At 42.0% G+C, this 12,967-nt stretch carries 14 protein-coding genes; 12 read left to right on the top strand and 2 right to left on the bottom strand.

Annotated elements, in window-relative coordinates; translation table 11 throughout:
- Positions 1-48 precede the first annotated feature (48 nt).
- Entirely contained in the window at positions 49-282 is a 234-nt protein-coding gene (locus NQ488_10630; protein ID UWN95026.1) for a small, acid-soluble spore protein, alpha/beta type, read from the bottom strand.
- A 168-nt stretch (positions 283-450) separates the two neighbouring features.
- Between NQ488_10630 and NQ488_10625 the strand changes: the two genes are divergently transcribed.
- From NQ488_10625 to kduD, 12 genes are all read left to right on the top strand, one after another.
- Positions 451-951 carry a DUF6106 family protein gene (locus tag NQ488_10625; GenBank protein UWN95025.1) on the top strand — a complete coding sequence of 167 codons (501 nt, stop codon included), beginning with the start codon at positions 451-453 and terminating at the stop codon, positions 949-951.
- Positions 952-1,104: 153 nt separating this feature from the next.
- Positions 1,105-2,565 (top strand): IMP dehydrogenase, encoded by a 1,461-nt coding sequence (gene guaB / locus NQ488_10620; protein ID UWN95024.1) that lies wholly within the window; start codon positions 1,105-1,107, stop codon positions 2,563-2,565.
- Positions 2,566-2,791: 226 nt separating this feature from the next.
- The gene (locus tag NQ488_10615; GenBank protein ID UWN95023.1) at positions 2,792-2,962 is read left to right on the top strand and encodes a hypothetical protein; all 171 of its coding nucleotides are present in this window, start codon (positions 2,792-2,794) and stop codon (positions 2,960-2,962) included.
- Positions 2,963-3,028: 66 nt separating this feature from the next.
- Positions 3,029-3,892, top strand: a complete 864-nt coding sequence (locus tag NQ488_10610; GenBank protein UWN95022.1) for a hypothetical protein — start codon at positions 3,029-3,031, stop codon at positions 3,890-3,892.
- 105 nt (positions 3,893-3,997) lie between these two features.
- Positions 3,998-4,738: a tRNA pseudouridine(38-40) synthase TruA gene (gene truA, locus NQ488_10605; GenBank protein UWN95021.1), complete on the top strand. Its 741-nt coding sequence runs from the start codon at positions 3,998-4,000 to the stop codon at positions 4,736-4,738.
- 67 nt (positions 4,739-4,805) lie between these two features.
- Positions 4,806-6,572, top strand: a complete 1,767-nt coding sequence (argS, locus tag NQ488_10600; protein UWN95020.1) for an arginine--tRNA ligase — start codon at positions 4,806-4,808, stop codon at positions 6,570-6,572.
- Positions 6,573-6,687: 115 nt separating this feature from the next.
- On the top strand, positions 6,688-7,362 hold the full coding sequence (locus tag NQ488_10595; protein ID UWN95019.1) for a UBA/TS-N domain protein: 675 nt from the start codon (positions 6,688-6,690) through the stop codon (positions 7,360-7,362).
- Complete coding sequence (locus NQ488_10590; GenBank protein UWN95018.1) at positions 7,337-8,059, top strand: response regulator transcription factor; 723 nt, start codon at positions 7,337-7,339, stop codon at positions 8,057-8,059. Before NQ488_10595 ends, NQ488_10590 begins: the two co-directional genes overlap by 26 nt.
- Before the next feature lie 30 nt (positions 8,060-8,089).
- The gene (locus tag NQ488_10585) at positions 8,090-9,469 is read left to right on the top strand and encodes a HAMP domain-containing histidine kinase (GenBank protein ID UWN95017.1); all 1,380 of its coding nucleotides are present in this window, start codon (positions 8,090-8,092) and stop codon (positions 9,467-9,469) included.
- A gap of 32 nt (positions 9,470-9,501) precedes the next feature.
- Positions 9,502-10,149: a CPBP family intramembrane metalloprotease gene (locus tag NQ488_10580; GenBank protein ID UWN95016.1), complete on the top strand. Its 648-nt coding sequence runs from the start codon at positions 9,502-9,504 to the stop codon at positions 10,147-10,149.
- 24 nt (positions 10,150-10,173) lie between these two features.
- Complete coding sequence (locus NQ488_10575; protein UWN95015.1) at positions 10,174-11,205, top strand: glycosyltransferase; 1,032 nt, start codon at positions 10,174-10,176, stop codon at positions 11,203-11,205.
- 64 nt (positions 11,206-11,269) lie between these two features.
- On the top strand, positions 11,270-12,031 hold the full coding sequence (gene kduD / locus NQ488_10570; protein UWN97147.1) for a 2-dehydro-3-deoxy-D-gluconate 5-dehydrogenase KduD: 762 nt from the start codon (positions 11,270-11,272) through the stop codon (positions 12,029-12,031).
- Positions 12,032-12,162: 131 nt separating this feature from the next.
- On the opposite strand, the gene NQ488_10565 is transcribed toward kduD, so the two are convergent.
- Positions 12,163-12,825 (bottom strand): phosphatase PAP2 family protein, encoded by a 663-nt coding sequence (locus tag NQ488_10565; GenBank protein ID UWN95014.1) that lies wholly within the window; start codon positions 12,823-12,825, stop codon positions 12,163-12,165.
- Positions 12,826-12,967: the final 142 nt, after the last annotated feature.

The following is a 12,967-nucleotide window of genomic DNA, read 5'->3' as shown; positions in this document are numbered from 1 at the left end:
GCTTTTTTAATGCGCATGCATCAGGATGAAACGTGTAACAGAAGCCGGTTATAAATGCTTTGCATTGGACTTGTTATTATCTTCATTCTTACGTATTCTGCCGATAATTCCGCCAATTCTTCCGGCTTCACGCGCACTTAACTGCTTCCAGCCCGAATCAATTACTTTATCAAGAAGACCAAGTTCATCAGCAACTTCGTATTTGAGAGTTTCGTCAGGTTCACATTCGACGATGCGGCCGTGAATTTCATATTTTATAAGCTCCTTTTTCCTGCCAGTCATAGTAACCTCCGATTCATTTCTGACCTGTTTTTATTATAATGTGCATTACATGCAAAAATATGTAAATGCTGCGTGGAAAATTAAAGTTGATTACATAGAAAGTCTGGCTTATAATATTACTGACATAAGACTTTTGCTACATGCAATACGAACTGGATTGGAGAATTTATGGAAGACATCAGTGTTGAACAGATTATAAAGGTTAATCCGCCGAAGATGGCGTTATTTTACAAGATTGGACTTGGAATACTTACACTCGTCTCGGTATTCCTTATAAGATATCTTGTTGGATTCGGAGTTATCCTGACAGCGTGCTTCGGGCTTTTTCTTATACTCCTGTGGCGTTATTATGATGCGGAATATGAGTATGAGCTGGTTGACGGGGAACTTTCAATTGACAGAATAATGGCTAAGTCTTCAAGAAAGCATTGCGGAACATATAATGTTGCGAGAATGGACATAATGGCTCCGACAGGCTCAGAGAAGGTTGAATACAGAAAGCATCAGAAGCTTAAGACCTCCGATTATTCTTCCAATAAGGGAGATGATGGTTGCTATGTATTATACCTTCCGTCCAATAACGAGATGGTGAGGATTATCATACAGCCGGATGAGAGAATGCTTGCGGCAATTAAGGCAGTTGCACAGGGTAAGGTATATGACAGATAATTAGTATTGACTTTACAAAATGAATCTGCTACACTTGTACAAATACATTAAAGCGGCAATGACGCCACACCATGAATATCCGACGTACTCGGATATTTTTGGCATTATGGTGTTTGCATAAAAGAATACAGAGAAAGAGAGGAAAAAAGTAAAATGGGTAAGATTATTGGTGAAGGCATTACATTTGATGATGTACTGTTAGTGCCTCAATACTCAGAAGTCACACCAAACATGGTGGATTTGTCCACGCATTTAACTAAGAAGATCAAGTTGAATATTCCTTTGATGAGTGCCGGCATGGATACCGTAACTGAGCACAGAATGGCAATTGCGATGGCAAGACAGGGTGGTATAGGTATCATCCACAAGAATATGTCAATCGAGCAGCAGGCAGAGGAAGTTGATAAGGTTAAGCGTTCAGAGAACGGGGTTATCACTGATCCATTTTATTTGAGTCCTGATAATACACTTGAAGATGCCAATAATCTTATGGCTAAGTTCAGAATTTCAGGTGTTCCTATTACAGAGAACGGCAAGCTTGTTGGTATCATTACTAACAGAGACCTTAAGTTTGAAGAGGATTTCTCAAGACCAATCAAGGAGTGCATGACTTCAGAGAATCTTGTTACTGCTCCTGTTGGAATTACACTTGATGAGGCTAAGAAGATTCTTGCTAAGGCAAGAAAGGAAAAGCTTCCTATTGTTGATGAGAATTTCAATCTTAAGGGACTTATCACAATTAAGGATATTGAGAAGCAGATTAAGTATCCTCTTTCAGCTAAGGATGCACAGGGAAGACTTCTCTGCGGTGCGGCAGTAGGAATTACTAAGAATGTACTTGAGCGTGTTGATGCACTTGTTAAGGCAAGAGTAGATGTTATTGTAATTGATTCGGCACACGGACATTCAAAGAATATTATTAAGACCCTTAAGGAGATTAAGGCTGCTTATCCTGATCTTCAGGTAATTGCAGGTAATATCGCTACAGGTGAGGCTGCCAAGGCTCTTATTGAGGCCGGCGTAGATGCAGTCAAGGTTGGTATCGGACCTGGTTCTATCTGTACAACACGAGTTGTTGCAGGTATCGGTGTACCACAGATTACAGCAGTTATGGATGTTTACAATGTTACTAAGGAATACGGAATCCCACTTATCGCAGATGGTGGTATCAAGTATTCAGGTGATGTCGTTAAGGCTATCGCAGCAGGCGGTTCTGTATGTATGCTCGGAAGCATATTTGCAGGATGTGACGAGAGCCCGGGAACATTCGAGCTCTTCCAGGGAAGAAAGTATAAGGTATACAGAGGCATGGGTTCTATCGCAGCCATGGAGAATGGAAGCAAGGACCGTTACTTCCAGACAGATGCCAAGAAGCTTGTTCCTGAAGGCGTTGAAGGACGTGTTGCATACAAGGGACTTGTTGAAGATACAATATTCCAGCTTATGGGCGGTTTACGTTCAGGTATGGGTTACTGCGGCGCTCCTGATATCCCAACACTTCAGGAGAACGGCAGATTCGTCAAGATTACATCAGCAGCATTAAGAGAGAGCCATCCACATGATATTCATATCACAAAGGAAGCTCCTAACTACAGCGTTGGCGATAAGGATTGATTCTGACAGTTTTTGACACGGTTAATTTAAGAATTTAATATCTGGTTTATTTTATTAAGAGGATACTTCATTAAGACCTGTAAGGCCGGTGGAGTATCCTTTTTTATTACTATGGTGTATTATAGGAAAATATGATAATATAGAATATAAATGTATAAAAATACACAAATATAAGACGCTATATACAAAAAGCAGTAAAGAGCAGCATTAATATGGGGATAAAAGTATGAGGATTGCAGTGTGCGATGATGAGGAAAACGCTCTGCGGCAGGTACGCAGTGTTATCAATAAGCTGAGCGTAGTTGATGAGGCAGAATACTACAGTGATATGGATGCATTTATGGAAAGGATAAATACAGGTATTTATTACGATATTGTCATGATGGATATCGACTGAAATTCCGGACGGACGGTGGGTTTCAGGCAACAATGCAGATGCTTGTACCGAAGCAGGTGAAAGCGTATGAATGAGAATGTGATATTTGCCATTAATTATATATTGTATACAATTGGAGGCTTGATGTTTTTCGGTTATGAAATCAAAACGCTTACACCAAAGGCTTCGGCAGGCACAATATTAGCCCTGTGGATGATAGTTATAATTTGCGGAACAATTAAGTTCTTTATGCCGGTATATGGAGGCTGGGATTTCCTGCTGGCTATAATAAATAATCTGATAGCCCTTTTAACATTTAAAATATTTTATCTGGATAAATATTTTAAATGCCTGTTTGTGCATGCAATGTATGTGTCAGCTAATATATTGAACAGTATGATATGGATGTATATGCCGGATGGTAATGCAGCTAATAATGAGATAGGTACAACAATAGGATATCTGTGTACGATTCCTATATTGTATGTCCAGATGGAAATTATATCAGGGCTATTCAGGAGAATGCAGAAAAAGAAGATAGGGCTTGAGTGGAATATAGCATTACTTACAATGGCATTTGCAGCATATACGCTGGCGTTGTCAGCACTGTTGCAGATGAGTTCAGTGTTTGCATACAAATCTTCCGGATACACTGTGGTGATAGCACTCATAACCGCCGGCATGCTGATTTTTATTACGGCTGCTGTTGTGCTTGCATATATGAAGAATGCCGAGCTCGAACTAAAATCCCGCCTTACCCGTCTGGAGACGGCGAGAAGCCTTGAGGAGGAGAGCTACCACCGGACACTTGAGCGAATAGAAGCGATGGCAAAGCTGCGCCATGATTTCTACGGGCAGCTACAGGCTGCAAGATATCTGCTGGAGGCAGACCCGGAGGAAGGGCGTAAGATGCTTGAGGATATGATGATAGCCTTGCCAAAGCAGAAATAGGTAGTGTATAATAGCATTTGATTCTTTATGATAAACAATAAGCAAAATATAATTGCTTCAGACATCATTGATAAGTCAGATTTGCTGACACGGGAATGGAGAGATATGTATAATTACAGGATGACGCTTGAATATGACGGCGGAAGATATGCAGGCTGGCAGAGAATGGGAAGAGATGATAATTCCAATACGGTATCTGCCAAGATAACAGAAGTACTTAAAAAGATGACCGGTAGTGATGTGGAGATATTCTGCGGCTCAAGAACAGAGACGGGAGTGCATGCATACGGGCAGGTGGCTAACTTTAAGCTTGACCGTGAATACAGGGCGAGGGAGATTCAGAATTACCTTAACAGATATCTGCCTCAGGATATAGCGGTTCTTGAGCTGGAAGAGACTCAGGAGCGGTTTCACAGCCAGCTTAACGCAAAGTCAAGAACTTATGTATACAGAGTTGACACTAAGAATATAGCCAACGTATTTGAACGAAGATACATGTATCATACATTCCACAAGCCAGATGTTGATGCAATGAATAAAGCGGCGCAGTATTTCCTTGGGGAGCATGATTACAAGGTGTTCTCAACAGTCAAAAAGAACAAGTCTACAGTAAGGAATGTCGAGAGTGTAGATATATATGATGACGGAGATACTCTTGAGATTACAATAAAGGCAGATGATTTCCTGCATAATATGGCAAGGCTTATGATAGGAATACTTCTTGATATCGGCAGCGGAGAGCGCAGGCCGGAGGATGTCAGGAAGCTTCTTGACGGAGTAAAGGGAGTAGAGATAAGCAAGCCGGCGGAGAGCTATGGCCTGTATCTGCTTGAGGTAGAATATTAACAGTACTTATATATGTTGCTTATAATGCGAACTAACATGATAAATTCAGTGAAATGAGGTCGAATTAATGAAAACAGTAGTTGAACTTTTAACGGACGAGCTTAAGAAAGCATTTGCGGAATGCGGCTATGACGAGCAGTATGCGAAAGTAACCGTATCTAACCGTCCGGATCTGTGCGAGTACCAGTGTAACGGAGCGATGGCAGCAGCCAAGGCATATAAGAAGGCTCCGTTTATGATAGCGGATGATGTAGCTGCAAAGCTTGCAGGCAGTGAAGTATTTGAGAAGGTTGAGAGTGTTAAGCCGGGCTTTATCAATCTGTCACTTGGTGGGGAATTTCTTAAGAATTATCTTGCTGATATGGCAAAGGATGACAAATACGGCTATTCCAATGCAGGTAAAGAGAAGACGGTTATTGTTGATTACGGCGGAGCCAATGCAGCCAAGCCTCTTCATGTAGGGCATCTGCGTTCAGCGGTAATCGGTGAGAGTATTAAGAGAATACAGCGCTTTGCAGGTAATAAGGTAATCGGCGATGTCCACCTTGGAGACTGGGGACTTCAGATGGGTCTTATTATAGAAGAGCTTCGCGACAGAAAGCCGGAGCTTGTATATTTTGATGAGAATTACAAGGGCGAATATCCGAAGGAGGCACCATTTACAATATCAGAACTTGAGGAGATATATCCTGCAGCTAGTGCCAAATCCAAGGAAGACCCTGCATTCATGGAGAGAGCACATCTTGCAACGGCAAAGCTGCAGAATGGTGACCCTGCATGTACTGCAATATGGAATCACATAATGGCTGTTTCCAAGGCAGACCTTAAGAAGAATTACGATAATCTTGATGTTACATTTGACCTCTGGAAAGGAGAGAGTGATGCGCAGCCATATATTCCGGATATGATTCAGAAGATGATTGATGATGGCATTGCACATGAGAGCCAGGGAGCAATTGTTGTAGATATTCAGGAGGAGACTGATACGAAGGAGCTTCCTCCATGTATCGTCCGTAAGTCAGACGGTGCGGCACTTTATGCGACCTCAGACCTTGCAACACTTGTTGAGAGAGAGAAGCTTTACAGCCCTGATGCATACATTTATCTTGCTGATAAGAGACAGGAGCTTCATTTTACACAGGTATTCAGAACTGCAAAGAAGGCAGGAATAGTACCGCAGGATGCAGATATGACGTTCCTTGGCTTCGGTACAATGAACGGCAAGGATGGCAAGCCTTTCAAGACAAGATCCGGCGGCGTTATGCGTCTTCAGTATCTTATTGAAGATATTGACAAGGCTGTATATGAGAAGTCTTCTGAAAACCGTTCGATGAGTGAAGAAGAAGCAAAGAACACAGCTAAGATTGTAGGACTTGCAGCGCTTAAGTATGGCGATCTGTCTAATCAGGCATCTAAGGATTATGTATTTGATATTGACAGATTTACTTCATTTGAGGGTAATACAGGTCCATATATCCTCTACACAGTTGTAAGAATCAAGTCAATCTTCAACAAATATGCCGAGAATGGCGGCAGACCTGAGGAGTGCAGCATTGATACGGCTAAGAATGCAAGTGAGAAAAAGCTTATGCTTTCACTTGTTAAGTTTAATGAGGTGTTTGAAAGCGCATATAAGGACAATGCACCGCATAAGCTCTGCCAGTTCATCTATGAGGTAGCGGATGCATTTGGCGGATTCTATCATGATACGATGATTCTTGCAGAGACTGACGAAAAGAAGAAGCAGGGCTACATTGCACTTCTCGGACTTACACGTAATGTCCTTGAATGCTGCCTTGACCTCCTTGGAATCAGGACTCCTGAGAGAATGTAATTAATTTATGTATTAATTTTTAATCTGTTTTTAATCTTTTTCACATTTTTATCTTAATCTTATGAATTTATTATATAGATACATTCAGAAGAACCAATAAGACATGGATGCAGAAATGATTAAAAATATGCAGGCGGACATAATGTCAGGCTGGAAGATTGAGAGAAACTTCCGGAACTCTGACACCTGCGGAATGGAGATTAATATGGATGACATGGAAAGAATGGACAAAGTTGAAAAACTCAGGGAAAAGACCGGAGTAACCTATGAGGATGCAAAAGCGGCGCTGGATGCCTGCGGGTGGGATATGCTTGATGCAGTTGTTTATCTTGAAAAGCTTGGTAAGGTTAAGGCTCCGGAGGAAACGCATTACTCTACACAGGCACCTAACCCGCCGATGACACAGTATGCGCAGCAGTACAGAGATTACCAGAATACGCAGTCATCAGCTGATAAGAAGACATTTTCCGACTATATAAATGCTTTCTTCAGATGGTGCGCCGATACGCTGCGCAAGGGCAATGAGAACTATTTATGTGCCGAAAAGACAGGATCACAGATGATAAGACTCCCGATAACGGTATTTGTCATTCTGCTTGTAGTAGGCTTCTGGCCGGTTGTCATTGTTATGCTTATAGGTCTTTTCATGGGTTTCAGATATTCGATTCAGGGCAAGGATATCAAGGACAGCACTGTTGACAGCGTGAATGACTTTATGGACAAAGCAGCGGATAAGGCTGACGATATAAGGGAGGATATATTCAATGGCGGCAACAATTCTGATCGTTGAGGATGAGGAACAGATTGCAAGATTTCTGGAATTGGAGCTGATGCATGAGGGATATACGACATGCAAGGCAGATAACGGAAGAAGCGGTCTTGAGACAGCACAGTCCGGAGAATGTGATCTTGTACTGCTTGATGTCATGCTGCCTGAACTTAATGGATTGGAGGTCCTGCGCAGATTGCGCAGAACCTCCAATTTGCCTGTTATAATGCTTACAGCAAGGGATGCGGTCATGGACAAGGTATCGGGACTTGATGCCGGGGCAGATGATTATATTACAAAACCATTTGCAATAGAGGAATTGCTTGCGAGAATCAGGCGTGCACTTAAGAAGAGCAGCATGGCTGACGGTGCGGGAACTGACGGCAGGAGTGCTGATGATGTAAAAGAAGCTGCGGTTCTTGCTAATGGTGACGGACGCGTGAAGCTTGATAAGAAACAGCATATTGTAACTGTTGACTGCAATAATGTTGAACTGACGCAGAGAGAATTTGCAATGCTGCAGACACTTCTTGAGAATATGGATATAGTCCTGTCGAGAGAGACACTCCTTGATAAGGTGTGCGGTTATGATTATGTAGGAGAGACTAACATCGTAGACGTATATGTCAGATATCTGAGAAGCAAGATTGATGATGCGTTTGGAATTAAGCTGATACAGACTGTAAGAGGTGTGGGTTATGTTATAAGGTCACACTGACTGAAGATGTCATAAGAATGGGGCTTGGCTATGAAGGGTGACAGAAAATCAAAAAAACTCGGTTCGACAGCGCGCAATCTGCATATTATGTGGATTGTGAAGCTTGTGGGAAGAATTGCAGGGTTTAACATTATATTTGCGGTTACGCTTGTTGTGCTGTCAGTCATATATATGAACAGGACTGCATGGGGACGTGGGCTGCCTGAAGCAATGTATGTGTATGCACCTGTGGGAGTGCCTGCTGTGACACGTAATGTATCATATGATAAGCAGCAGTATACATTAGTATACGAAGCGAGGCTTAACAGGGATGCGGGGGCAGCATATAACATGCCTGCAGACGGATATCTGCTGCGCGTTAACCTGCGCGACAGAACGGCTGAGTATGAACTGTATTCGGGGAGTCTGACAAAAACAACGGATATTACGTTTGTTGCGAGAATGTTCATATGGATGTGGACTGTACTCAATATATGGCAGCTTATCGGACTTGCTGTATATGCTGTTACGGGAATACGTCCTATAAGAAAAAGGCTGAAGCCGCTTAATGAGATATCAGAAGATGCATTCAAGATAAGTACTATGCCATTTGATGAGACGAGAATACATGATCTGGAGAATGCCATATCGCGCATAACGCCTGACGGACCGCAGGGGAAGCTTGTGACAAATGACAGCGAGTTAAAGGGACTTGAGGCTGCCATCAATTCAATGATTGACAGGCTGAGGGATTCATACAGGCAGCAGGTACGTTTTGTATCGGATGCATCACATGAACTGAGAACACCTATAGCAGTAATAAAGGGCTATGCTGACATGCTTGACAGATGGGGAAAGGATGACCCTAAGATTCTTGAGGAGTCAATAACGGCGATACGTAAGGAATCGTCACATATGAACGAACTTGTTGAGCAGCTTCTGTTCCTTGCGAGAGGAGATAGCGGAAGGCAGCCGGTCAATATAGAGCATATCAGCATTAATGAGGTTATGAAGGAAGTGTATGAGGAATCTCTTATGATAGACGGGAATCATACATATGAATTCAAAAGCAGCGGGAATATTGAGGCTGATGCTGATGAGGCTATGCTTAAACAGGCTGTAAGAATACTTGTTGATAATGCTGCAAAGTATACTGACAAGGGTGACGGGATTACACTGGGATGCGGATATAATGATGACGGCAGACCGATGCTTTATGTTCAGGATAACGGAATCGGAATGAGCAGCGAGGATGTAAAGCATGTGTTTGAAAGGTTTTACAGGGCTGATAATGCAAGATACAGCAAAGCCCAGGGAAGCGGGCTGGGGCTGTCAATCGCCAAATGGATTATTGACAGGCACGGCGGATATTTTGATGTGCTGAGCCGCAAAGATATAGGAACGAGAATAACGGTAATTATGCGCGGTTGACTGTTAATGTGACAGGAAGTATAATAAAAGACATGTGTGATAATAAAAGGAAAAATACGGTCTGGGTATGGGAAGCATTATTCCCGTATATTATATATCTGATTGTTATGGAATTTGTTACGGCGATAGTGCCGTATGTTACAGGAAGAACAGACAGCAGCTCTGTTACGGCAGGGCTTGCCGGACAGATAATAATGATTCCGGTGCTGATTTTTATGCTGCACAGGGAATGCATGCTTAAGTTTGTATTTGAATGGAAAAAAGATGCGGTCAGGGATTTGATAATTCCGTTTGCAGCAGGCGCAATAATAGGTGCGGCTGCAACGTGGGCAGCAGGAATGCTTGCATCGGCAGATCCCGGATTTGAAGGAATACAGACTGTGTACAGACAGAATATTGCTGTTACAATAGTCTCATCTGTAATATTTGCACCGGTGGTTGAAGAACTTTTATTCAGGGCGCTGATGTACAGAAGGATGAAGTGTGTATTCAGGGGACACACTGCGATAATAGTATCAGCACTGTTTTTTGCGGTGGGGCATGCAAGCGTACTACAGCTTGTGTATGGATTTATTATGGGAATTGTATTTGCGGTATTGTATGACAGGCGTAATACAATATTGGCACCGGTTGCGATGCATATGGCTGCCAATCTTATAACTATTTTAATAAAGTTATAATAGCGGAAGGGAACGGTAATTGGAATGAAGATTTTATCAGTGGCGATACCATGCTACAATTCAGCAGCTTACATGGACAAATGCATCAAATCACTTCTTGCGGGAGGTGATGATGTCGAGATTATAATTGTTGATGATGGTTCTGTGAAGGATAATACAGCACAGATTGCAGATGATTACGCTGCAAAGTATCCCGGCATCATCAAGGCCGTACATCAGGAGAACGGCGGTCATGGTGAGGCTGTTAATACCGGCCTTAAGAATTCAACCGGCAAGTTCTTCAAGGTTGTTGACAGCGATGACTGGGTTGATGCAAAGAGCTATAAGAGAGTGCTTGCAACGCTTAAGGAGCTTGACAGGAAGGCATCTGAGGGGGATGATGAGCTTGATATGCTTGTATGCAATTATGTTTATGACAAGGTTGGTGCAAAGCATAAGAAGGTTATAAGATACGAGAATGTATTTCCTAAGGACAGAATGTTCACATGGGATGAGATAGGACATTTTAAGCTTGACCAGTATATACTTATGCATTCGGTAATATACAGGACACAGCTTCTTAAAGATTGTGGATTACAGCTCCCGAAGCATACATTTTATGTGGATAACATATTTGTGTTTGAGCCGCTTCCGAGCGTTAAGAATATGTATTATCTTGATACGAATTTTTACAGATATTTTATCGGGAGAGAGGATCAGTCCGTTAATGAGCAGATAATGATAAAGCGTATAGACCAGCAGATAAGGGTCACTAAGATTATGCTGGATTATTTCTCATTTGACATAACAGACAATGACAAATGCCTTAATTATATGATAAAGTATTTAAGAATAATGATGGAAGTGTCTTCGATAATGCTTATCATATCTAAGGATGATAAGCTTCTTGCCAAGAAGGAAGAGCTGTGGCAGTATGCCAGAAGGAAGGATGAGAAACTGTACAGAAAGCTGCGTTACAGCATTCTCGGGTGGACAGTCAACCTTCCGGGCAAGGTCGGACGTGCAGTATCTTCAAGAGGATACAGAATCATGAACAGAATAATAGGATTCAATTAATGCTGCGTAAACAGCATTGAATCACATAGATATCATTAGACAATCAAAAGGGAGGAGAATAATGATGATACTTGATATGTTTAATCTCAAAGGAAAAGTTGCCGTTGTAACAGGTGCCAACACAGGACTTGGACAGGGAATGGCTGTAGCACTCGGACAGGCAGGGGCTAAGGTAGTTGGCGTTGCAAGACGTTCATGTGAAGATACTAAGAAGAAGATAGAAGAATTTGGCGGTGAATTTACAGAGGTTATAGCAGACCTTTCTACAACAGAGCCTGTACAGAGAATCCTTGATGAGGCACTCGCTGCATATGGCAGGGTTGATATCCTTGTTAACAATGCAGGGCTTATCAAGAGAATAGATGCCATAGAGTATGATGAGGAGAGCTGGGATCAGGTTGTGAGTGTTAACCAGAAGGTTGTGTTCTTCCTTTCACAGGCATTTGCAAAGCAGTATGTTAAGCAGGGTCAGGGCGGCAAGATTATAAATGTTGCATCAATGCTTTCATATCAGGGAGGTATCCGCGTTCCTGCATATACGGCAAGTAAGAGTGCGATACTTGGACTTACAAGAGCACTTGCTAATGAATGGGCTAAGTACAATATTAATGTTAACGGAATTGCACCGGGATACATGGCTACTAACAATACAGCACAGCTTCGCAATGATGAGGATAGAAGCGAAGAGATTCTTGGCAGAATTCCTGCCGGACGCTGGGGAACTCCGGAGGATATGCAGGGAACTGTAGTATGGCTTGCTTCAGCTGCTTCTGATTATGTTAACGGATTTACAATAGCTGTTGATGGAGGATGGCTTGCAAGATAGTAATGCCGGAGCTTTAAGTACATAAAAGCGTATATAAAAAGGCTGACAGCCTGAAACGGGATTGATGCAATCACCGGTCGGGCTGTCAGCCTTTTTGCAGGTATTCAATTGATATTAGCGTCTCAGACCGCTTAAGCGCGCCTGAACGAAAGCCGGCGTTCTTCTGCAGGTACATAAATAAAGTAATATATTATCGTCATAAGTACGCATGCCCCAAGTACATCGATAAATGAATGCTGCTTAAGAAAGAGAGTTGACATACATATGAGTATGCATGTAACAAGGGAGAGAGCTTTAAGTCCCTTGTTGTTCTCGAGCGCTTTGGAACGTACAAGACCTATATGTGTTGCGAGTGAATTATATACATGGATGCTTGGAAATACATTCGTTGACGTATCTGTCGCCCACAGCAGCTTGATTATCCTTGCACATATATTGTTGTGTTCAAGCGAAGCGGGACGCATGTCAACTCCGTTCGGATATATGAGACATATAATCATGCATGTGGACATTCCGATTATAAGCGACCATGCAAAGCGCCGGTATTCTTCATCGGTTCCTTTGAAGTACATGAAGAAGCATGATACAGCTATGTACACAAACCATATGCCATAAGGAATAATAAAATATTCACAGAATGGAATCATATCATCAACAAAAGAGTGCATAATATGAAGGTTGGGAGTTGCATCTGTTACAAGATGCTCCATGGCAAAGAACCATGGCAGATATATAAAAATATATGATACATACCAAATCCGCCAGTGCTTTCGGGCAAAATCCTTAAATCTCATAAATAACCTCATTTCCACAAATATTGTTAATTATATCACACATTATGAGTGATTATCAATATAATGAACAAGATTTCATGTTTACAAAGCTGTTTGTATTATACTATAATAAAATGATACAAATATTACAAAGATGAATGTA

This window comes from [Bacteroides] pectinophilus (assembly GCA_025146925.1).
Taxonomy (GTDB): domain Bacteria; phylum Bacillota; class Clostridia; order Lachnospirales; family Lachnospiraceae; genus Bacteroides_F; species Bacteroides_F pectinophilus.
The sequence above is the reverse complement of the archived record's forward strand: the minus strand, read 5'-3'. Positions and strand labels throughout refer to the sequence as shown.